This is a genomic window from Aneurinibacillus thermoaerophilus (assembly GCF_900099925.1).
Lineage (GTDB): Bacteria > Bacillota > Bacilli > Aneurinibacillales > Aneurinibacillaceae > Aneurinibacillus > Aneurinibacillus thermoaerophilus.
The window spans coordinates 18,550-41,948 of sequence record NZ_FNDE01000034.1; the positions used below are offsets into that span (position 1 = coordinate 18,550).

At 38.7% G+C, this 23,399-nt stretch carries 21 protein-coding genes and 1 pseudogene; 1 reads left to right on the forward strand and 21 read right to left on the reverse strand.

What is annotated here, in order from left to right:
- Positions 1 to 45: 45 nt before the first annotated feature.
- The 10 genes from BLR88_RS14575 to BLR88_RS14620 form a co-directional block, all read right to left on the reverse strand.
- Complete coding sequence (locus BLR88_RS14575) at positions 46 to 582, reverse strand: competence protein ComK (protein WP_057897477.1); 537 nt, start codon at positions 580 to 582, stop codon at positions 46 to 48.
- A gap of 267 nt (positions 583 to 849) precedes the next feature.
- Entirely contained in the window at positions 850 to 1,989 is a 1,140-nt protein-coding gene (locus BLR88_RS14580) for a TolC family protein (RefSeq protein ID WP_175493638.1), read from the reverse strand.
- A 94-nt stretch (positions 1,990 to 2,083) separates the two neighbouring features.
- Entirely contained in the window at positions 2,084 to 4,363 is a 2,280-nt protein-coding gene (locus tag BLR88_RS14585; RefSeq protein WP_091261012.1) for a copper amine oxidase N-terminal domain-containing protein, read from the reverse strand.
- Positions 4,364 to 4,957: 594 nt separating this feature from the next.
- Positions 4,958 to 6,532 (reverse strand): O-antigen ligase family protein, encoded by a 1,575-nt coding sequence (locus tag BLR88_RS14590; RefSeq protein ID WP_091261013.1) that lies wholly within the window; start codon positions 6,530 to 6,532, stop codon positions 4,958 to 4,960.
- Between the two features lie 18 nt (positions 6,533 to 6,550).
- A complete protein-coding gene (locus BLR88_RS14595; RefSeq protein ID WP_057897473.1) occupies positions 6,551 to 7,045 on the reverse strand; it encodes a tetratricopeptide repeat protein in 495 nt (164 codons plus the stop codon).
- A gap of 183 nt (positions 7,046 to 7,228) precedes the next feature.
- Positions 7,229 to 8,656 (reverse strand): sugar transferase, encoded by a 1,428-nt coding sequence (locus tag BLR88_RS14600; protein WP_091261015.1) that lies wholly within the window; start codon positions 8,654 to 8,656, stop codon positions 7,229 to 7,231.
- 101 nt (positions 8,657 to 8,757) lie between these two features.
- Positions 8,758 to 9,789: a glycosyltransferase family 4 protein gene (locus BLR88_RS14605; RefSeq protein ID WP_057897471.1), complete on the reverse strand. Its 1,032-nt coding sequence runs from the start codon at positions 9,787 to 9,789 to the stop codon at positions 8,758 to 8,760.
- Positions 9,789 to 11,060: a glycosyltransferase family 4 protein gene (locus tag BLR88_RS14610; protein WP_091261016.1), complete on the reverse strand. Its 1,272-nt coding sequence runs from the start codon at positions 11,058 to 11,060 to the stop codon at positions 9,789 to 9,791. Before BLR88_RS14610 ends, BLR88_RS14605 begins: the two co-directional genes overlap by 1 nt.
- Positions 10,951 to 12,120, reverse strand: coding sequence for a glycosyltransferase family 4 protein (locus tag BLR88_RS14615; protein WP_091261018.1), 1,170 nt, complete (start codon positions 12,118 to 12,120; stop codon positions 10,951 to 10,953). The genes BLR88_RS14610 and BLR88_RS14615 overlap by 110 nt, the downstream gene beginning before the upstream one ends.
- A gap of 16 nt (positions 12,121 to 12,136) precedes the next feature.
- Entirely contained in the window at positions 12,137 to 13,531 is a 1,395-nt protein-coding gene (locus tag BLR88_RS14620) for a sugar phosphate nucleotidyltransferase (RefSeq protein WP_057897468.1), read from the reverse strand.
- Positions 13,532 to 13,649: 118 nt separating this feature from the next.
- Here BLR88_RS14620 and BLR88_RS14625 point away from each other — a divergent pair.
- A pseudogene (locus BLR88_RS14625) lies at positions 13,650 to 14,691 on the forward strand (IS630 family transposase).
- A gap of 66 nt (positions 14,692 to 14,757) precedes the next feature.
- Here the strand turns inward: BLR88_RS14625 and rfbB are convergent.
- The 11 genes from rfbB to BLR88_RS19650 all read right to left on the reverse strand — a co-directional run bounded on the left by rfbB (position 14,758) and on the right by BLR88_RS19650 (position 23,186).
- The gene (gene rfbB, locus BLR88_RS14630) at positions 14,758 to 15,789 is read right to left on the reverse strand and encodes a dTDP-glucose 4,6-dehydratase (RefSeq protein ID WP_091261020.1); all 1,032 of its coding nucleotides are present in this window, start codon (positions 15,787 to 15,789) and stop codon (positions 14,758 to 14,760) included.
- A complete protein-coding gene (gene rfbA / locus BLR88_RS14635; protein ID WP_091261039.1) occupies positions 15,782 to 16,699 on the reverse strand; it encodes a glucose-1-phosphate thymidylyltransferase RfbA in 918 nt (305 codons plus the stop codon). Before rfbA ends, rfbB begins: the two co-directional genes overlap by 8 nt.
- Positions 16,700 to 16,729: 30 nt before the next feature.
- Positions 16,730 to 17,089 carry a GtrA family protein gene (locus tag BLR88_RS20585; protein WP_091261023.1) on the reverse strand — a complete coding sequence of 120 codons (360 nt, stop codon included), beginning with the start codon at positions 17,087 to 17,089 and terminating at the stop codon, positions 16,730 to 16,732.
- Positions 17,082 to 18,014: a glycosyltransferase family 2 protein gene (locus tag BLR88_RS14645; protein ID WP_091261025.1), complete on the reverse strand. Its 933-nt coding sequence runs from the start codon at positions 18,012 to 18,014 to the stop codon at positions 17,082 to 17,084. The genes BLR88_RS20585 and BLR88_RS14645 overlap by 8 nt, the downstream gene beginning before the upstream one ends.
- On the reverse strand, positions 18,004 to 19,095 hold the full coding sequence (fdtB, locus tag BLR88_RS14650) for a dTDP-3-amino-3,6-dideoxy-alpha-D-galactopyranose transaminase (protein WP_091261031.1): 1,092 nt from the start codon (positions 19,093 to 19,095) through the stop codon (positions 18,004 to 18,006). Before fdtB ends, BLR88_RS14645 begins: the two co-directional genes overlap by 11 nt.
- Positions 19,096 to 19,113: 18 nt before the next feature.
- The gene (gene fdtC / locus BLR88_RS14655; RefSeq protein WP_175493639.1) at positions 19,114 to 19,692 is read right to left on the reverse strand and encodes a dTDP-3-amino-3,6-dideoxy-alpha-D-galactopyranose 3-N-acetyltransferase; all 579 of its coding nucleotides are present in this window, start codon (positions 19,690 to 19,692) and stop codon (positions 19,114 to 19,116) included.
- Positions 19,693 to 19,754: 62 nt separating this feature from the next.
- Positions 19,755 to 20,174: a TDP-4-oxo-6-deoxy-alpha-D-glucose-3,4-oxoisomerase gene (gene fdtA / locus BLR88_RS14660; RefSeq protein WP_091261033.1), complete on the reverse strand. Its 420-nt coding sequence runs from the start codon at positions 20,172 to 20,174 to the stop codon at positions 19,755 to 19,757.
- 34 nt (positions 20,175 to 20,208) lie between these two features.
- Positions 20,209 to 22,410 carry a hypothetical protein gene (locus BLR88_RS14665; RefSeq protein WP_091261035.1) on the reverse strand — a complete coding sequence of 734 codons (2,202 nt, stop codon included), beginning with the start codon at positions 22,408 to 22,410 and terminating at the stop codon, positions 20,209 to 20,211.
- 45 nt (positions 22,411 to 22,455) lie between these two features.
- Positions 22,456 to 22,614 carry a hypothetical protein gene (locus BLR88_RS19645; protein WP_175493641.1) on the reverse strand — a complete coding sequence of 53 codons (159 nt, stop codon included), beginning with the start codon at positions 22,612 to 22,614 and terminating at the stop codon, positions 22,456 to 22,458.
- Positions 22,615 to 22,636: 22 nt separating this feature from the next.
- Positions 22,637 to 23,056 (reverse strand): integrase core domain-containing protein, encoded by a 420-nt coding sequence (locus BLR88_RS14670; protein WP_091261037.1) that lies wholly within the window; start codon positions 23,054 to 23,056, stop codon positions 22,637 to 22,639.
- Positions 23,028 to 23,186 carry a hypothetical protein gene (locus BLR88_RS19650; RefSeq protein WP_175493642.1) on the reverse strand — a complete coding sequence of 53 codons (159 nt, stop codon included), beginning with the start codon at positions 23,184 to 23,186 and terminating at the stop codon, positions 23,028 to 23,030. The genes BLR88_RS14670 and BLR88_RS19650 overlap by 29 nt, the downstream gene beginning before the upstream one ends.
- Between the last annotated feature and the right edge of the window lie 213 nt (positions 23,187 to 23,399).

Genomic DNA, 23,399 nt, shown 5'->3' on the forward strand with positions numbered 1-23,399 from the left:
GTTCACCTTTTCATATGGGACATAGCGACTATCACGAGATAGGCGTCAGTTTTTACACTTTTCCGCCGTAATAGGGGAAAATTGAGCTTCTTTCCTGATGCGGGCCGTAAATTTATAATACACAAACTCGGCGTGAATCAGCTGCTTTTTCAAGCGCTGGAATGAATACGGAAGCTCCAGCGTATGGTTATCTTCAAGGACAAGGGTCACAGAGGCATCGTGCGAATGGAAACGGTAGGACTGGATAGAAGACATACTTACGTACGCTGTTCGGTGTGCCGCGTTGTCGTACCGCGGATACCAAAACGGTATGAGCGTCAGCCCGGCGGAAAGCACGAACGGCGCATGCTTACGCTGACCCAGTATCTCATAGGAAAAACGTAAAAGAAGCTTTTCGCTCATACAAAACCAGCGAATTAAACGCTTACAAAAATCCTTGCTGTTGCAGACTACATAATAAGTATCTGCACCAACATATAAAACCGTAACATCCCCCACACCCGGCTGCCGCGCTGGATAAAACGCATGGCCATGCCGCGCAAATTGCTCAACCGCTTCTGCCACTTCGACAAACTCCTCCATATAATCCCTCCCTATATACTACATTTTTAGGAATAATGTCCTTAGGTATATTATATCAACATTTTTTGTAAAATCAGGATATGATTCATCGCAAGTTTCATGATGATTTCCTAATATTTGTTGTTTTTCAACAAAAATCTATCCTGCTATCTTTACCGTCTCGACATCTGTATGATAGAACCTCATGTTCCCTGCCCGCTCGTCCTTTTTTTGCAACAAAGGAAGAAGCGCTGCAAGTGTATTTCGCAGCGCCTTATGCAACAAACATTACTGGGCGGAACCGCCGCCAGCGGATGCTCCCGCGACAACCCAAGGTTTCTCATATGCCAGCTTCAGATTATCAAGTTGAATCAATGTGTCAAAAATTTTCTTTTTCTTATCGGCTACTGCCAGCTCGGCAGCGGTCACGTCAGCTTTAATTCCTACGCCGGTATCATAGCGTACTTGCGCCATTTTCAACGTTTCTTCCGCTTTTTTAAGCTCAATCGTTAGCGCTTTGTACTGATCTTCCAGCTGCTTGATAGAATAATAGATAGCACGCATGCCGTCGGCTAAATTTTTCTTCGTATCATCCACTTTATTGGCCACTTGCCGTACTCCAATTTCTTCCGCTTTGTAAGAAGTTGAGCTACTTGCATTATACGTATATAGCTCCACATTCAAACGCTGGATTTTCAACTGTTTTTCCGCCATATCGACCAAATCGCTGTTGGAGACGACGTACGTTATATCATTTTCCAGGTCGGTTTCGCTTCTCTCAAACGGCTTGAACTGTGGTTCATCCACAAGCGCAAAACGTGCCTCCTGCGGAGCACCAATGAGCGCATTCAGCTTCGTCCAGGCATCATCCAGCGCTTTGTCCGCGGCAGCTTTTTGTTTAAGGGCAGAGTTGTATTTTCCTTCTTCCTGGCTTAATTCGTACTGGCTCAGCGCCCCTTCTGATGCTTTATAGAAAGCCACATTTTTTTGCACTTCCTGGTTTTTGACATTGGCCTCAGCCAGCTCTTTCTGTTTCTGCGCTTTTAAAACATTGTTGTAAGCTGTTTTCACCGAATAAATAATGTTGTCTTTTTCCAGATCATATTTGCGCTTGCTGATGCCCCAAGCCGTATCCGCTTGTATTAAAGCTTTCGCCTTGGCACGCTCTGCTGCTTCTTTCTCTCCGTTGCCTACACCGATAGGATAAGATTGAATACCGGAGCCGATAGTTTGTCGAATTTCAAACGAGCGATCGATTTCATCCGCCGCATTTTTGAGCGGGATGCTTGCGTTAAACGCCCGTTCCAGCGCCTGTTCATACGTAAGCGACTGGCTCTGGACGACCGAAGTTGTTTCAGCCGCGTATACCGGAAGGGAAAGCGGGAATAATAGAGCAGTAGAAAGGACAAAAGCAGGTAGCTTTTTCATATTTTTCATCTCCCTCTAACAAAAGGAAAATAGAGTTGTAAGAAAAAAGGAACTCCCAGATGGGAGCCCCTTTTTCATGTAGTTGTCAAGCTTATTATTTCACTTGGATTGTGATTTCGCTCGTTTCTTTGTTCCAGTTGATTTCAGCGTTCAGCGCGTTAGCCAGGTAACGGATCGGAACCATTACGCGGTTGTTTGTTTTCTCTTTGTTGCGCCATACCGGAACATCCATCGGAGTTTTCACACCGTTAATTGTCAGGAACTTGTCGCCGACTTTACCGGAGATTACGCGGTCGCCTTTGAAGATCGTGAACGTGCTTGTTTTGTCATCCCAAATGATTTGATCGTCGGATACGTTCAGCGCATTAGCAGCGAAGCGTACCGGCAGGTAAGCGCGATCCCAGCCTACAAGCGGAGCAGCATCCATTTCGATTTCTTTGCCGTCAACCGTGTATGTTTTGCTGTTGAGCTTGAATACAATATTCTTCGCTGTTGTATCGGACGGAGCCGGCGTGATCGTTGAACCAATTTTGAAAGTTACAGCATGTTGTGTATTGAATGTGCCCGGATTCTTATTATCAGTTCCTGTATAAAGGCCTGTTCCTACCCAACCTTTAGAGTCTTTCACATAGTTCTCAACAACTGCAGAGCCACCGATTTTCGCTTCGATATCGCCTTCCGGAACGGTACGATCCAGCGTCAGACGAACATCAGAAACTTTCAACTTCATCGGCTTAGAAGTGCTTTCCCCTTTAATCGGGATAGCCAGCGCATTATCGTTTTCAATGCGGCGAACGTTGCTTGTATCGATCGTGCCGTCGCCTTCTACAACTTCAACTTTCGGTACTTTAGAGAATTTCACGCCGCTAGCGAGACGAACGATGATTTCTCCATTTCCGCTCGGACCTTCAACATTCTTTTCAAATACACCTTTTTTCGCTTCTGTAATGTAGAAGGTAGGACCTTCCTGATCCTGCGCACCAATTTTCAGTTTTGAAGTGTCTCCTTCCACAGAAACGGCTGCCGGAGCGATGGCTTTCGCAACGACTGCTTTTTGTTCTTTGATACCGCCACCGGAAACAGTAGCTTCAATGTCGCCCGTTTTGTTAGCATCGATGCTCAGACGAACTTTAAATTCAATTTTTCCAGGCGTTGTGTTTTCTTTAGTAGTTGGTTCTTCAATTTTAATGCTAAACTCATCGTCTGTACCGTCAATATTTTTCGGTTTATTAGCTTTGACTCCAGATGTGCTCCAGTCAGACACTTCAACAACTTTCACCCAAGACGGGAACTTCACATCAATATCGCGATCTTTGTAGAAAGAACCCGGTACAGATTCCTCAATCGTGATTTTAGCTGTCTTCGTATATTCATCGAATTTACCAGCTACTAGCTCTTCTACTTTTTCAACTTTAATATTAGCATCGTAATCGCCATATTTTGCTACTGTCAGGTCAGCATCAGAGAAATCGCCGCCACTAATGTTAACAGTTACATCTGTGCCTTTTGCAGCATCACTTTTCGCTTTAATTTTTGGCGTGATGTAAATGTAACCAGGAGTAGCACCACTAGTGCTTTGAGAAATTTTTACAGGAATCGTTAACGTGTTGTCACCATTACCGATAATTGCTCCATCTACTTTTGCATTTCCAAAAAAGCTACCGCCAAATTTAATTTCACCACTTGACATATCGTCCCATTCAAAGTTGGACGGTAACTTCAATTTCAGAGAATGCGTGCCTGCTGAAATAGCTCCAGCAAAGTTTTCGTCAATACGAATTTGTCCGCCTATACCGTTCTTACCAATGTAACGAACAGTATCGACAACAGCACGTGTATTGCCAGTGTTTACTGTAGCAAATACGTATTCGCCGGAAGTAACAGTGCTGTTCATGCTATCAATTTTCAATTTCAGTTCACCGCTGGCACCATTCACTTTCACATGCAGCGGAATGTTAATCGCATTTTTGCTGTCTGGGTCTCCACTTTTAAAACCATTTCCTAGCGGACGAACTTCAATCGTTCTGCTTGAAATGACATTAACTTTTGCTTTCGTGTCAGGACTAGCAGAAGATTCACTGCTGTAAACATTACCTGAACCATCAACATAAAATTCAGAGTCAGAGAATTTCCATTCAGTACCAGCCGGCAGCTCCACACGGAACGTATCGCCTGTAGATACTCCAAATTTTGTGTCATCTTCTTTAACAATAAGATGAGATGTGCCATTTATCTCACTATTGCTACCTACCTGCACTCTCTTATCAACAAGGTTTGTGCTGTTCGCGCTTACTACACCTGCGCCGAACGGAGCAGCTACAGAAGCAAGAAGCGCAGAAGTCGTTAAAACTTTAAGAGCTTTATTCGTCTTCACGTTTTTTTCCTCCTAAGTTAGGGTAATATTTTTGCGGAATTTGCCACCGTGTTTACCATTCCGATTCTTAGCCGTCAGTAAACACGTGTCTTCATTGTGAAGGAACATTTCCGCTTTCGGTTCGGTTGAGAGTATTGTTTATCTATATATCTCGAGCCTCTTACTCCCACTATGTACCTTCACCCCCTTTCGAGGAGTAGAGCTCTTCTTATGTACAATGTAGTATAATGAAAGTTTCACGTGAGACTAAATCATAGAATGACTCTGGTATAATCTACTATTTCATGTCTCACAAAGCACAGTATACAATGCCCCAGTCTAAAAGTAAATAGAGAAGCTAGTAAAAAATGCATCTCTTTACTTGTTAGACATATCTGCAATATACTGCATTAATATAGACGAATATTCATAGAGAAAAGTTGCGCAAAATCTAATGTATTTTTTTGTTTGCTACTTTCTCTTTGAAATATTCATCCTTTGTCATTTGACTTACATCTTATTAGACGATGAAACCTTTAAAAAGTTGCACCTGCCGAAAAAAATTTTTTTCGGCAGGTACAAAAACCTATCGTTTTTTCATGAACTGATTCTGTCTTAAGATTCGGTTCTCTCTTCTCTCAGCAAAGAAACACTAACCCCAAACAAAATCCAGAAAATAAACCCTGTCCCGATAACCGAGTCATTGAACATAGCCTGTACAAGGTACGCACACCATCCGGCAAACAAGCTGGCGAGAATCGCCTGCCGTTCTGTCTGAATTCGTCTTTTAAAAAGGAGCACATGCTGCCAGGCATGACGCACAATAAGAACGAGAAATGCCAGCAACATGATTACCCCTGAACCAAATGCCAGCCCAATGTACATGTTATGCGGCTTATCCACAATCGTGTTCGGATCATTGATTCCCGAATTTTTATACGGATCGTCCTGCGGAAAGTAATACGCTAACGTATCCATTCCATAGCCAAGGAACGGGTTTGCCTGAATAAGTTCCAGTGTTTTGGACCATATATAGACACGCCCCGTTCCCGCTGCCCAGCCCTGCGGCGGTAAGTTGAATTCGTCGTCTGCATTTCCAGACTCGGTTGCCGCACTAGCAACATGCACAGAAAACGGGGAATGCTTTTGTACAAAATCTTTCCATCCAATTGCTTCGCCTGCGCTGTTCTTCCCTTCCATTGCCCCGCTGGAAGTTCCAAAGAAAAAGCCTAAACTCTCCTTCCATACTAGCGAATTATGGCTATTCATAGCAAAGAAAACTAACGGGAACGCAATGAGTATAACTAATGCTGGTAAAAGCGCGGCTTTTTTGTTTCGTCTTAGTAAAACCATTACAAAAATAAGCGGCAATAGCACAACGAACGTAACAAAGCCACTGGTTGACAACGAACTAAGCAAAAGAGCAAACGCAACAACGGCACAAATAATATCCAATGCCTTCTTCTTTCCTTGGCCAGAAAGCAAGGCTTTTGTCAAAAACAGTACAACAAGCATACCGGCAATCCCGCTAACATAGTTAGGATTGTTAATGGTACTGCTCACGAATCCGTTTAATGATTCTTTCGATAATCCGGCCGGAAGCAGAATCCCCTGGAAAAAGGCATTATTCAGTATATCGTAACCATAAAAATACGCGAGACCAAGCCCGGCATTGATGAATAAAAGCGGGTACAGCGCATAAATAAGAAGATTCATTTTCTTTTCTGTATACAAAATATTAGCGGCAATAAAGAAAAGAATAAAATAGCCAAGGTACGTCAGCGTTCCCTCATGTCGGTTGTACTGTCCAAACATCGCAAGCGTTTTATACTCCGCAAATACACCGGATAACAGGACAAACACAAACATGATAAGAAGCGGAAAATTTATATAGCTTGGTTGAATCTGATACCCTTTGGCCAACATCTTGTATACAAAAACACAAATAGCAAATGCAACTACAAGCATAAGCCAGATAAATTTGTAATATGTAAAAATATCCGCCTTCATCCCCGTATCAAGTGACGTACCTGTAATCACAGGAGAGAAGAAGGGAAAAATGGCGGCTCTTGTTAGCAATGGAATAACAGCAATCGCAAACAGTAACCCCCAGATTAAGACTCGATCCGCGCTTTTCTGTCCTTCCATATTCAGCATTTGATCAATATTCATTCCCTGTTTTGTGCTCACTTTATTTCCCCTCCTTCGTTATTTATATTTCGTCGCCATCTCTCTCAGCATGGCGTCTGCCTGTGCGGATAACTGTGGATTCGTATTTACTTTCTTCGCTTCTTCTAAATATCTTTTTGCCTTTTGATAGTTTTGCTTCTTATATAGTACCTCTCCATACTGAACAAGATATTTCTGATTCCTCACTAAAAATGGCCTTTGCTTCCGCGCCTGAATAAAATATTTTTCCGCCTCATCATATTTACCCTGACCGGCAAAACTGGAAGCGTATCGCCATTGCAATATGTAGCTGTCTGAATGTGTGGCAAGCAACGGTTTTAGTACTTTCTCCGCTTCGGCAAATTGGTTTTGCTGCAAATGTTTTTGCGCCTGCATATATGCTTGCGCATCCGCTTGATACACTTTATCCTGGTTTCCTCCCATGACTATGGCAGTGATGATACCGATAAGTGTCAACCCAAGTAAGCTATATACAATATTATTTCGCGTTCGTCCTGAGACCTTTTCTTCCATTGCACTTCCTCCATTTCTCCTTTTGCCCTTTACTCGTTTCGACAAATCTTGCTAATCATCCTGCCTATCCAACAAAAAACTCGTTGGCTTATCTTTTTCCACATAGAAGACGAACAGCCGCTTTGTAGTACGTCAGTTGAAAAGAAAACGACAAAAAAACAGGGAGCTTCCCTGTAAAAATGCCTAGCTTCTTCTTTTGCCCACGATTTTTCCTCGTCCTGCGGCTATTTCAAGATTCAATTTCTTGATTAGATCTTGTTCATAAAGCTGTTGATTATGGTTTACCCCGCTCGATTGTTCCCACTGAAAAACGACCCGCAATGTCTGCAACAAAATTTTAATATCAAGCGCCAGCGAATAGTTACGTACATACATTAAATCAAACCGTAACTTATCCTCTACCGTCGTACTATACTTTGCCATCACCTGCGCCAGGCCGGTGATGCCAGGCTTCACAGACATTCTATATGTGTAATCGGGTAAATTCTCCTTAAATTGATTGATAAAAAAAGCACGTTCTGGCCGGGGCCCGACCAGACTCATATCCCCTCTCAATACATTAAAAAGCTGTGGAATCTCATCCAGCCTTGTGGCCCGGATAAACTTCCCTAACGGCGTAATGCGCGGATCGTCATCCGTCGCCAGGGTCGGGCCTGTCTTCTGCTCCGCATTATGTACCATACTTCTGAACTTGTAAATCATATATTCTTTGCCGTTCCGGCCGATTCGTTCCTGCTTGAAAATCGCCGGCCCTTTCGATGTAAGCGGAACGAGAATAAACAAGACAAGCATAATAGGGCTTAACAATACGATTAAAACCGCGGACATCACGATATCAAATGCACGCTTCAAAAACAATTGTGCAGCGGTTAATCCCGGAGGCTGTACGGACAATACCAACATGTCGTCAATTTGCTGGGGTTCGGCATCAAGAATAAAGAGTTCAAACAGTTCCGGTACAAGCAACACTTCCTTACCATAACGGGAACAATAACTCAAAATATCAGCCTGCTGTTCCCGGCTAAGCGATGGGCTAAGCAATACGACATCCACTTCTTGTATAAGGTTCATCATCCGCTTCCATTCACTTACCGGTACAAAGTTATGAATAATGAACCACCCGGACGTGTGCTGCATAAATTTTCGAGCAAACTGAAGGCCCTGCTCCAAATTTTCGTCAATAATCAATACTTTCCTGCGTCCATACCGCTGCTTAGCTATCCACCAAATAAATGAACGCACTAAAGTAAAAAGGATAACCTGAATGATAAACGAAAGTACGATAATGCTTCGTGGAAAAGAAAATCCCCGGTACCAAAAGGTAAGCGCCATCGTAAACAAACTCAACATCCCAATGGAAAGAACAATGGTGTAAATGAGATGATATAGACTTTTCCTTCTCCAATTGGAATACAAGTCAAACATGTAAAAAATAATAAGCGCTACAAAAGACAAGAAAGGCCAGATAGTTATATAAGAAGACCAGTTATACATAGGTATAACTTCACCAAACTTTAAACGGAAGGCCAAAATAATTCCTACATTTACTAGAAATAAATCAAAAATAGAAAACAAAACTTTATAAAATTTGACTACTGAATTTCTGCTCATACCGTTGCCATCCCCAAAAAATAAGATTTCTCAATAAAAACCTCCATTCATTAACAATATACCTGACAAAATGCTACATGTGGAGGAAATTTTTTCACGATTTATTCCGCATACGTAGATAATATCTTCCATATTTGTTCACTAGAACGTTTCCATGAAAATTGTTTGCATCTTATTTTTCCTTTTTTCTCAAGCTCTTCACGCAGTTTCTTTTCCTCTATCACCCTTTCGATCCCTTCTGCTATTGACTTTACTTCATAAGGATTTACATATATAGCCGCATCCCCTGCAACTTCCGGCATCGACGTCGTATTCGATGTAACCACCGATGTTCCCGTAGCCATCGCTTCCAAAATCGGAATCCCAAAACCTTCATATAAAGAAGGATAAATAAAAGATAAGGCTCCCGCGTAAATGGCCGGTAAATCCTGGCCCTCCACATACCCCGTAATAATCGTTCTTTCCGGCAGTTTTCCAAGCTCTTTATTTGCGGCAAACGCCAAATTTCGACTTCCCACAATAACCAGTGATACATGCTTATATTTCGTATTTATTATTTTCCAGGCTTTAAAAATACGCTCAAAATTTTTGCGAGGCGAAATGGACGATACACTTAAAATATAATCCCCATGCAATCCATATTTCTGTCGAACACGTCGAATTTGTTTAGGAGACACTTGGAAAAAGTGATTTTCTATGCCACAATTAACAACACTTACTTTTTCCGGTGACACATTTAATATTTCTATTATTCTACTTCTGGAATATTCCGAGACCGTCAAGATATGTTCTACTCTTCGAGTAAGCTTAGGCAACAACCAGCGGTACCAAGCCGCAAATTTCGAACTATACCATTCCGGGTGTTCAAGATGGGCAATATCATGGAGCGTTACAACTTGCTTAGATACTAATAAAGGCCCCGCCCCCGCTGGCGACCAAAGCAGAGCATTCCGCGGCATTCTGCCCGGAAGTACAATCTGCTCCCAAAAATGACCTGCTTCTCCGGAAAAGCTCTTGCCCGGCTGTATGATATGAACTCTATCCCGTAAATGATTAGTAATCTCCCAAGCATACCGTTGTACTCCGGTAACAACTTGATTCATGAAACGAGCATTTACATAAATATCTCCCATTATGTTGTTCCACCTTCCAGGAGTTCCTGGTACAACGTATATACACTTTGTACCATTTTCTCTCGTGTGAAATGCTCATAAACCCTTTCTTTCCCTCGTTCACCATATTGCTTTCGAACAGATTCATTTTCAATTAAGAAAGTAAGAGCTTGTGTCAAGGATTTTATATCTTTTGGTGGTACTACAATTCCCGTTTTTCCATCCTGATTTACAAATGGCACACCTGTAGCTAAATTTGTGCTTACTATAGGCTTTCCGCACGCCATGGCTTCAAGTTGGACAATCCCAAAAGCCTCACTTCGCTCTACAGAAGGTAAAACGAAAATGTCACAAGCATGCAGATATGTCACTAATTGCTCTTTGCTTGCCCCTCCCAAGAAGTTTATTTTTTCCGTAATTCCTAGTTCCTCAGCTCTTTTTTGTAATAACGGTTTTAAAGGCCCTTCGCCAACAAGAAAAAGGGAGGCATTTATCTCTGTCATCGCCTCAATTAAATATTCGACACCCTTGTAATAAACAAGACGTCCTACAAACAAAATAATAGGCTTTATAGCCACCTCTTCTCTTACCTTTTTCACATTCTCAAAAAGCTTGTCTGTTTTTTCCCATTCTTTAACATCAATTCCAAGCGGAATTACCCGACATTTATCTTTATGCTCTTTTAAGTATGGAGAGGCCTCAACCATATTCGGTGAAGTCGCAATGATTGTGTCCACTTTTTCAAGAAATCTCTTTAGAAAAGGGTGATAAAGCTTCAAAAAACGCTTTTGCCTAACGATATCACTATGCCATGTTACGACTGTTTTCGCCGGTATATTTGCTATCTTGTCTACAAGCAAATAAGACAACTCTCCTAACGGAAAAGGAAAGTGAAAATGTATAATATCGGTCTTAATTTTTTTAAGCCAAAGCGGAAACGTAGGAGCTACCGGCATGGAAAAGTAAGTGCCAATACTCGGAACCCTATGTATCTTTGCCTTATGTTCGATTTCCTGTACATATTTCCATTCAGTATTAGCAACAAGCACCTCCATTTCCGCAAGTGAACACATTCCTTCTACCAAATCATATACAACTTTTTCAACCCCTCCAATGACCGGGGGATAAAATTTATTTACTTGTAATATTTTCATATATAACTCCTGTTTTTTTACTTTCTTCTTACAATAAGCTCCGATAGACAGTAACCGTTTCGGAAGCGGCTTTTTTCCAGCTAAACATCCGGGCTTGTCGTCTGCCCGCTTCTTCGTATTCTCTTCTTTTCGCCTCATTTGTCAATAGCTCACCAATACTATCGATAAATTCTTCCGGTTTCTCCAGTGATACCAATCTCCCCGCTTCTCCTACAATTTCAGGAAGAGAAGATACATTAGAAGCAATAACGGCTACCCCACATTGCATGGCTTCCAATACGGGAATACCAAATCCTTCGTATCGTGATGGAAACAGGAACACATCCGCATTCTCATACAGAACAGGTAAGTCCATATCTTCCACATAACCAGTAAAAATTACATCGTTATGCAACCGATATTTTTCAAACGTCTCATATACTTTTTCGTACTTCCACCCTTTCGCCCCAGCAATCACAAGCTTATGAGGAAATTTATATTTTTGTTTAGCAAGAGCATATCCTTCCAGCATAAATGGGATGTTCTTTCTTGGCTCAATTGTCCCTACATACAACGCGTATTTTTCCGGTAAATTATATTTCGCTTGTACTTCTTCCTTTAAAGGCCTGTCCTCTTTTTTAATCTGGTCGTCTGCCGCCAAATAAATGACGCTGATTTTTTCGTCAGGTACATCATAATAGCGAATAATATCCTCTTTAGTATGCTGTGATACAGCAATAATATGGTCTGCCTTTTTTATTGAATAAGGGAGCCATAAGGAGTGATGGCGATACGTCTGCTCACTGGCCACCTCTGGAAACTGAAGAAAAGCTAAGTCATGAATGGTAAGTACATTTTTTGCCTTTCTGGTTTGATAAGTAATAAAATTACCTCCATGAAAAATATCGAACGATTCCCCTAAGTCGACAGGCAAGTCATGCAAAAAGTTAGGCTTCATTAAACGCCGAATCACCTTATAGAAATACCGGGAATTTCTGATCTTAGTCGACGGAACATCTAACATTTGCAATAATTTTACATTGAACTGTTGATTAAACCAATAAAACAAATCAATATCCTGATTCTCCTGCAGGCTGGCCGTTAGTCTCTCTACATAACGCCCAATGCCGGTGCGTCGTCCTAATAAAGGCTGTGACTCAAATAAAACCTTTATGATAATCCCTCCTAAAAAAACAGGCCCTTGAAGATTATCTCCCAAAGGGCCTCAGAGAATATCAGCGAATAACTTTTACTATGCAATCCTTGCAACAGTCTAGCGTTTCTTCCCATGTCATACACAGGCGAATAATATCTTCCTCGATCAATTCACTGCCTGTTTGTACTTCGACAAACTGTAAATCGGTAATAGCACGAATGGCATGTTTAGCACCCACAGGAATCTGCAAGACGTCTCCCGGTTTTACATGATATAATTGATCGTTTAAAACAAATTGTCCTTCACCGGAAATAATCGTCCATACTTCACTCCGCTTATGATGAATTTGGTAACTTAAGTTTTTCCCGGCATGAACCCCGATGCGTTTCGTTAAAACTTCATTTCCATTCTCTACTTTCGTATGATCCAGTACACGGTACCATCCCCAGCGCCGCTCTTCATACATTGGGCGCTGATTAAAGTTTTTCATAATATCTTTGATTCGGGGACTGGCTTCTTTATCCGTAACAAGAATACCGTCCGGGCTGGCTGCAATCACCGCATTAGATATTCCTAGAATGGTAACTGGAATATCGAGTTCGTTAATCAGATGCGTGTTTTCACACCCCTCGCTAATGATACCTTTTCCCAGAAGATTCGTATTCATCTCTTCGGTTAGTGTATTCCATGTTCCAAGGTCTTTCCATTCGCCTTCGTATGGAAGCATAATAATATTTTGAGCCTTTTCTACCACTTCGTAATCAAAGCTGATCTTAGGCAACTGGTTATATGTATGAAGCATTTCTTCATAATCAGTTGGTAATTTTTTTTCTTTTAAAAGAGAAATAAGGTATCCCAACTTAAATGCGAAAATTCCGCAGTTCCAGAATGCTTGCTGCTTCATAAGTTCTTGCGCACGGCTTGTACTTGGCTTTTCAACGAAATAATCAACAGCTAATACATTCGCTACAACATCATGTTCACCTTTTTTGGGGACAATGTAGCCATATTTTTCAGAAGGGAAGGTTGGTTTTACCCCTATTAACGCTAACTCTGCAGATGATTGTACAAGTGCTGTTTCCAAATCTTTAACCCGATCAAAAAAACGCGATTCCACATATGGATCAACAGGAAGAACAGAAATCACATCATCCTCTCGTACTCCTTCCATGGAGTATAGATATGTGGCTGCTAAAGCGATTGCTGGGAATGTATCTCTACGTTCGGGTTCGATAATAAGAGGAACTTCAGTTCCTAATTGGGCATGCAGCATGTCTACTTGTGATTTGCTAGTGGCAACGTAAGAGTCTTCTGCTAAACCAACTGTATGAAGCTGGTTCCATACTCGTTGTACCATGGATTCAAATTCATTGTTATCATTTTTGAGTACTTTTAAGAATTGTTTAGATCGCGAATCGTTAGATAATGGCCATAATCGTTTACCCGAGCCACCGGAAAGTAAAATGAGTTTCATTTTATAGTGTCTCCTTACATTAAATATACTTCTATATAAGTTGAATTAAATAAATTCTTCTTCTATCCTGTGTTACAATAGAAGCAAACAAACTAGGAACGGGATAGGAGAAATAGACATGAATATTCATCCAACAGAACTGCAAACTGTACAACAAGCGATGAAACAGACAAAAGACAAGCGAATGTATGAACGCTACCAAGCCATCTCTTTATTTCTGCAGGGATACAAATATGAGCAAATCAGTGCCATCATTGGCCGGAATAAAAAAACGGTGGGCACATATGTCAAAGCCTACCGGGAACAAGGCTTAGAGGGGCTCGTGCGCCATGCATCGCCCGGTGCGCCTCACAAACTGACACCAGAACAAGAACAGGAACTGGTAGACATCATCGTCAATCATCTTCCGGTAGATGTAGGATTTGAAGCCCGCTACAACTGGACATTGGCTCTTATTGTGGCACTTGTCGAACAGAAATGGCAGAAAACCTACACCTTACGTGGCATGTCGCGTCTGCTCGGAAGCCTTGGCCTGAGCTACACCAAGCCAACGTATACTCTTGCCCAAGCAGACCCTGAGAAGCAAAGGGGGTTCCGGGAAGAAACATTTCCTGCTTTAAAAAAAACTGATGGATGAAGAAATCGCTCATCTTCTGTTTCAGGACGAGTGCATGATTCGTGATTATCAGGCAGTGCAGTACACCTGGTTTCTGCGCGGAAAGCAGCGCATCATTCCGACTTATGGCAAGCATCACGGAGTTAAGCTCATTGGCGTACTGAACTATGAAACAGGCCGCGTACACTGCGTAGAAGAGGAACAATACGATGCAGAAGCTTTTCTGCGTTTTCTTCAGCATGTGCCGAAACAGTACCCGACAGGCAAGATTGTCATGGTGTTAGACAATGCCCGCATTCATCATGCCCGTCTCATTCAGCCTTTTTTAGAAGAAAATCAGAACCGGCTAGAGCTTGTATTCTTGCCGCCATACAGCCCGGAAATGAACTTGATTGAAGGATTGTGGAAATAGCTGAAAAGTGCCGTCATTTACAATGTGTTCCACAAATCTGTCCAAGACATCCGCAAACATGTACAAGCGTTTATTTCCTCTATTAACCAGATGCCTGAGATAGTCATTGATAGACTTTGTATTAAGATGTAAAAATTAAATTCAACTTATATAGGTTAAACAACTTCCTTTTAAATAAAAAGTGGTAAAAAATGTTTCTTATTCATATTTGTTTAAGTACCACTGAACCGTTTTTCTAATCCCATCTTCAAAATTTTCTTCTGCTTTCCAGCCTAATTGAGTTTCAATTTTTTTAGGGTCAATCGCATACCTACGATCATGCCCAGGGCGATCTTGTACAAGAGTTATTAATTCCTTATAACTCCTTCCTTTTGCTATAGGTTTCATCCTATCTAGCAATTCACAAATCATATGAGCAATCTGTAAATTATTTTGCTCGTTTCTAGAACCGATATTATAAACCTCACCACATACTCCTCGATGATAAACTGCATCAATAGCTTGACAATGATCTAGTACATATAGCCAATCACGTACATTCTTCCCATCTCCATAGATCGGAATATGCTCATTCGCAAGTGCTTTCCTAATAACAGTTGGGATTAATTTTTCATCATGCTGCTTTGGACCATAATTATTAGAACAATTTGTAGTTACTACATTCAACCCATATGTATGAAAATAACTACGTACTATCATATCCGAGCTAGCCTTGCTAGAACTATATGGACTATTAGGGGCATAAGGTGTTTCTTCCGTAAAATAACCTTCTTCTCCTAATGTCCCATATACCTCATCTGTTGAAATATGGTGAAAGCGGCATTGTTCATATCCTTCTCGATACTTAAAAGGAGCAATCATCCAAAATTTACGCGCAGTCTCCAATAATGTAAATGTGCCTTTCACATTCGTTTCAATAAAAATGTCTGGCCCTTTAATTGAATTATCAACATGTGACTCTGCGGCAAAGTGAATAACACCTTTTATATTAAATTGTTCAAAAAGATATTCTAATAATTGACGGTTATTAATATCACCTTTTACAAATTTATATCTTGGATGATGTTCAACTTCTTGAAGGTTGTTTAAACTTCCTGCATATGTCAAAGCATCTAAGTTTATTATTCTGTAATTATTATATTTTTCTAGAAAATAAGGGATAAAATTTGAGCCTATAAATCCGGCTCCACCTGTAACAAGAATCGAATTTATCTTTTCTTCTTTATCCATAAAGCACCGCTTCCTTTGTATTTATTGATCCGGTTTGTAGGGAGCCTTTTTCTGCGAGTTCTAATAGATATGCTCCGTACTCGTTTTTCTTTAATGGTTCAGCCAATCTAATTAATTGCTCTTTATTTATATATCCCTTATAGTAAGCAATTTCCTCTAAACAAGCCACTTTAAGCCCCTGTCTTTTCTCTATTGTTTGTATAAATTGGGAAGCTTCAAGAAGAGATTCATGTGTTCCTGTATCTAACCAGGCAAAACCACGCCCTAAAAGTTCAACATTTAAATCTCCTCTTTCAAGATATATTTTGTTTACATCAGTGATTTCTAATTCTCCTCTTGCAGAAGGTTCGATTTGTTTCGCAATTTTAACAACATCATTATCATAGAAATAAAGTCCCGTTACAGCAAAATTAGATTTAGGATATACAGGTTTTTCTTCTATGGATAAAACTTTATTATTTTCATCAAATTCGACAACACCAAATCGTTCCGGGTCTTTCACAACATTAGCAAATATTGTTGCACCCTTTTTTCTATTTACAGCTCTTTGTAATAATGGAGTGAAGCCTTGACCATAAAATATATTATCTCCTAAAATAAGTGCAACATTATCTTGTCCAATAAAATCTTCACCTATAATAAAAGCTTCAGCTAGCCCATCAGGCGAAGGCTGAATTGCATAAGAAAGCGAAATACCGAGCTCACTTCCATCTCCTAACAGTTGTTCAAAACGCGGTGTGTCTTCAGGGGTAGATATAACAAGAATATCACGAATTCCCGCTAGCATAAGTACAGATAAAGGGTAGTAAATCATCGGTTTATCATACACAGGTAACAGTTGCTTAGAAATAGCACGTGTTAATGGATAAAGCCTTGTTCCGCTCCCACCAGCGAGAATAATCCCTTTCAACAATCCTCATCTCCTTAGAAAAACTATACTTTAAGACTTTTTTAATATATACTTACTCAAAATAAAAGTAATAGGAATAGATAAAATAACCACCAAAATAGGTGCTAATTTCTCACTAATGTTCATTTGCACCAAAAAATAAAGAAACATTGTATTTATGACATATTGCACAACATAAACCAATGGGAACTGAAGCATTTTTTTTATACTAAAATTTGTTTGAAAGACAATTTTCGAATTTAAATAATAGGATATAAAAACTCCAATAATATAAGAACCAGAGTACGCTAATACATACGGGAATCCTAATAATAAAACAAGATATATTCCATATGTAATTCCCGTATTTAGTCCACCAACAATAAGAAAACGAAAAAATTCCTTATTCATATACTTCGTCAATTATATAATGCGGTCTATTTCGCGCTTCATCTAATACCCGCCACAAATACTCCCCAATAATTCCTAACATAACCATGATTAAACCTAGCAAAAAAGTAATTAGGCCAATAACCGACGTCCAACCAGGGACAGTAATATTACCCGTCAATGTATTAAAAACAGCGAATATACCATATAAAAAACTAAGAAGTGCCGTAAAAAAACCAACTAATGACATAAAGCGAATTGGAACATAAGAAAAACTAACAAATGAATCAATAAATAGCTTTATTTTTTTCGACATTGTCCATCGGGATTTGCCTAATTCTCTCTTCTGCCTTACATATGGAATAAAGTCCTGTTCATGTCCTAGCCAGAATATAAGGCTCATGATATTCGTATTCTTCTCGTTTATGTTATTCAATTCTTGCACAACTTGCTTATCCAGAAGAACGAAATCAAAACCTCCTTTCGGATAATTTTTTATTGCAAACTTATCCATAAGGAAATAATAGGAGTTTGAAAACAACTTTTGCGAAAAAGACTCTTCCCGATCAGAACGGGTCGCCATAACTATTTTCTTTCCCGACTCCCAACTTTTTATCATCTCTGCAAATAATTCTGGTGGATCTTGCAAATCGGCAGCGATAATTCCTACACAATCTCCTGTAACGTAATGAAGTCCCGCAGAAATAGCAGACATTGAACCAAAATTTCTACTAAGTTTAATTACTTTGATTCGTTCGTCACTCTTTTTTGCCTCTAAAAGCAAAGATAAGGAATTATCCTGAGAACCGTCATCTACAAAAACAAATTCTAAGTCATACTCAGGTAATATATTTTGCAAATTTTGCAACCTTGGTACTGTATACGGGATATTGAGCTCATTAAAATAAATAGGAACAAGAATAGAAAACTTTTTTCTAGTATCCATACCTGTTAACAGCCTCCACAACCCTTTCGACTTCCTCTCTACTCATAACTGGGCTTATGGGCAAACTAACAACCTCACTATGTATTTGTTCAGAAATCGGAAAGCTTTCTTGCTGCCACTCACTATAAGCCTTTTGTTTATGTGGCGGAATCGGATAATGAATAAGGGTTTGAATGTTTTGTTCTGCCAAATAGTACTGAAATGCTTCTCTTTCCTTTACTCGAACTACAAATAAATGCCAAACATGAGCCTTATCATCCGTAACAGTTGGCAAATGAATAAACGGATTCTTTATATGTTCTAAATAATATGCTGCAATTTCCCGTCTTCTTTGATTATCATCATCCAAGTAAGAAAGTTTTATACTAAGGATCGCCGCTTGTAATTCATCTAAGCGACTATTAACACCTTTAAAAAGATTTTCATACTTTTTATGTGAACCATAATTACGTAAAACATTTAAGCGTTCAGCTAGTTCAGCATCGTTTGTTGTGATCGCGCCACCGTCACCTAATGCTCCTAAATTTTTCCCTGGATAAAAACTAAAGCCAGCCGCATCTCCAAGACTTCCTACCCGTTTTCCATTATAAATGGCTCCGTGCGCTTGTGCACAATCTTCTATTACTTTTAAATTATATTTTTTAGCTATCAAATTGATTGATTCCATATCGCATGATTGTCCATATAAATGAACAACCATAATCGCTTTTGTACGCGAAGTTATTTTCTCTTCAATTTTTAGGGGATCAATATTGTATGTATTTATATCTGGTTCAACCAAAACAGGAGTAGCACCATTTGCTGAAATAGCAAGAATAGAAGCAATATAGGTATTGGAAGGAACTATTACCTCATCTCCTAATCCTATATCATATGCTCTAATAATCAATGTTAAAGCATCTAGTCCATTTGCTACCCCAATACAATATTTTGCACCACAATAACTGGCAAACTTTCTTTCAAAATCATCCACTTCTCCCCCTAAAATATACCATCCCGATTCAAGCACTCTATTCATTGCTTGTTGAATCTCTTTTTGATATCTCATATTTATTTGTCTTAAATCCAAAAAAGGAATCATCATACCCCACCTATTACATTAAATAATTAATTGAGAAACAATACCATCAGCATATTTATATCTTTTTCCGCATTGGCATACAGCTTGATTATCTATAAATTTTAATTTAGAAGTACATTGGCATACATATCCCTTTATTCTTGCAGGATTACCATAAGCCAATGCATAATCAGGAATATCACGGGTTACAACAGATCCTGCCCCAACCATAGCGTACTCCCCTATAATATTCCCTGCAACAATAACACTATTAGCACCAATACTGGCACCCTTCTTAACTATAGTTCTCCCAAACGATTCTGGATACACCTTACTTCGTGGGAAAACATCATTAGTAAATACAACATTAGGCCCTAAGAATACATTATCTTCAATATACACTCCGTCCCAAATATAGATACCTGATTTCACAGTCACATTATTCCCAATAAACACATCATTTTCAATAAAACAATGATCGCAAATGTTACAATTATCCCCTATCATTGCCTGAGGAAGAATATGAACAAAGGCCCATATTCTCGTATTATTTCCTATCTTTTTGGTCTCTACAATTGCGTTAGGGTGAACAAAACAAGTTTCACTAGAACTAGACATTAACTTTCTCTCCTTAATAATAACACATATATTATCGATAATATTCTAAACGAAATTACAGTTTATCCTTCTTTTTCTAGATTAATTTTAGCGATATACTTTTTAAAGTTATCATATTGCCGAATATAGTCCGTTTCATCGTAATAATCACTAGCTAATACCATCATCACACAATCACTTGAGAAATCATGCATTTCATGCCAAACAGCAGGTCCTACATAAAGACCAACTGCAGGACTATCAAGAGTTATCTCCTGTATTATATTTCCATCATCGAGAATAACACGGCAACTCCCGTTCAAGCAAACAAGTACCTGCTCTAATTTTTTATGCGCATGAAATCCCCTTGGCTCTTCTCCCTTCGTATCAAAAATGTAATACACACGCTTAATTGAAAATGGGATATTCTTATTTTCCTCAATAGCTACTAGGGAACCTCGAGAATCAATAATTTTCTTGAAGTTAATAACTTTATTTTCCATATGTTATCCTCTACAAAAATTTTAGTGTATGCTATTATTTATAGTCTATTTTAAAGTTGTTTACTCTAAAAAATAAATTACGTGATTCATCAGGCACATTAACCTTCTCAGCATTGCTAGTAAATTTAATAATGTAACTTCCCGAAGGAATCCGTATTGTTTTTATATATTTTTTTTCTTTATTATTTACTTTTAACTCTTCTTTAAACGTCGGGGTTTCTATAAACAAACTAGACAATTGTTCATATCCTGTTTGAAAAGACATTTCGATAGTAACAATTCTCTCTTTTGAAGAATAATTATTAATTATCATCGAACTCTTATCCTGACTCCATCGCCAGCTACCACTTTCATTCTGCTCTAAACCATAGAATCCATTTTTCCATGTTAATAAAACAAGATGTAGAGCATTATCCCTTTTTAAATTCAATTCATTTTTTGTGTATTTATTTTCAACTTCCTTATTATACGTCTCCATATTAAAAAAAGATAATCTTTGATTTTCACTAATTAACGGCTTAGTTTTAAGTATTGATGAGAGTTTCCCTTCTATCTCAATCCCTTTATCCGCATAACCGTTCCGATCAATATATATTCCCTTAAAACCTGCTAAAGATAATGTTTCAATCATCTCATCCAAAGTTTTATTTATGGTATTCTTTTGCCATGCATCACTTTCTCTTCCAGTTGTTGCTCCAAAGTTCCATTTTAAGTTGGTAGAATGTAAATACCCTTTTGCCAAATCATATCCACCCATTTGATTTACAGGAGGCTGTTCAGGAAAAGAAACATAAGGCATTTGAAAAATCATTGCTCCTTTTGGTAGGGAAACTTCAATTTTTCGAATAAACTCCTTATCATTTTTATATTCTTTTTCCAATATTTCATAGGGTAAGAAAAAATTTTTATTTGTTTGATCCAAAATTCCCACTAGACAAATTATTATCAAGAAAGTATTAAAAACTATTTTCAAAGCTCTATTACTAATAAACTTTTTTTTAAAGTCGTTAAATACTAGTACCAAAATAAAAATAGAAAAAAAAGCTATAAATACACTTATACGATTATACCCCCTAATTTGAGGAGATATCAAAATTGAAAATAACGTACTTAAACCACCTATTGAAGCAAAGAGTATCGAACAAACATTAAGGAAACTTAAATTTTGCTTAATATCATTTTTTTGCTCACGTCTAAATAAGAAAATATATAGAGAGATTAAAAAACCAGTACTTCCTAAAATCCCCAAAGATGCATTATCGTTCTCATTGACCAAAGGAAAAGAACTGTTATATTTCTCCTTCAACTCCTTAAGAAAACTAATTCTATGTCCAGAAATCGGAAGAAGCAATTGTGAAATCTTCAAACCATATAGATCGGCTTCTAATGGACTTCGTTTTCCAACCTCGCTATTTTCCCCGTTATAATGTGTATAAATTATATTAGGAACTACGTTAGCCAAAACTCCTATACATACCGTAGATATTAAGAAACCAGCAACTACTATAGGTATAAATCTTTTCCTAAAAATAGATATAGCTAAACCTTGAACAGCAAGAAAAAAACACGTAAAAAATGCATAATATATACCACTAGATGAGATTAAAAGACAAGCAATTATACTAACCATGGATTTAAAACTAAATAACTCAAACTTATACTTGCCTTTGTCCTCATTATAGAAAAAGAGAAAATTTTTCTCACAAAACATCCATAAAAAAACCATAACTACCAATGGTACTGTATAATATGCAGCCAAAAAGATATGCCCACCTGCCCACCGAAAAAAATGGTATGGCAAAAAAGTATACAGCATACTACCAACAAAGGCTGGAATATAAGAAATGTTAAATTGTCGAAAAACAAAAAATGATACTATAGCTGTAAACGGAAATGTAAGTATCAAATAAAAATTCATTACAAATGCATAATCAGGGTGAAACAAGGCTATTAATTTCATTAAAAGAAAATGAAATCCGTCAGATAATGGATAATCATATAAATTCGCACCTATAGGTGCTCCTAAATATTGATTTTCCAAAAACCAACCATTATCAATTACGCTTTTCACTAACATTCCTGCTGATAAACCATCACCTAAATATACAAGCGGAACATTTAAATCAACATCCCATAGCTCCATTATATATACTAACATCAAAAAACTTAATAACGTGATTATTATATAGGCAAAAAATGATTTCAAATTAATTATTTGAAAAAATCTATTTCCCATTAGTCTATTTCCCCTCTCTACTTCTATAATAAACTCCATTTATGTTTATTCAGACATATCTCTATATAATTCAGAAAAGAAATTGTTATATTTCTTTACAATAATGTCCCAGGAAAAATTTTCATTAACAAACTTCCCTCCTTGCATTCCAAGCAAAGAGGCCGGATTAACCCCCATTACTTGGACACAAACAACCTTATTCATCCTTTTTCGTAAAATTCCTCGCTTATACTCGCACTTCTCTAATTACGAACTTACGTTCTATTTGAAGCGCATAAAACTCTTGTGGAGCTAAATCGCAAATGCTCGAATGGATTCGTCTCTCGTTATAAAAGCGGATATCTGTTACAACTTGATACGCCTCTGCATAGGACATAAACTCATAACGTGCCAGACATTCATCTTCCAGGATGCGATGAAACGCTTCGATGTGCCCATTCATATTCGGTGTTCGTGGCGGAATACGCTCATGAACAATTCCAAACGTTTCACATGCTTGTATAAAATGATGAGACGTAAACTGTGGGCCATTATCGGAACGAAGAACGGGACGTGTTTCTCCAAATAATTGCCGTTTAAACAATGCCTGTTGTACCGTACGACTCGCATCCTTTGCCTCACAGGACAGACCAATTATGATACGCAATGACCGAGCCGTCCTGCTCTAGGGAATAGCCCGGTATGGCTCGTCCCTCACTTTTCACTGGTTCCACGTTCTGCCCTTTTCGTTTTCGATGGTAGTAATACGTGGAGCGTGGAATCCGGGCAAAACGCAAGACTAGCCGTTTTGGATAGCCCTGCTGAATATAGCGTTCCGCTACTTCAAGTTTTTCAGCAAGTGAGGGTTTTTCTTTTTTATCAAATCACGTAAAATCGCAAGTTCTAATGCTTGTTCGCCAAGTAACCGTTTAAGTTGTTCGTTTTCTTTCACAACTTCTTCGGCATCAAGGACCGGAACCATAGAGAAATCAATTTCTCCATGTTTTCCG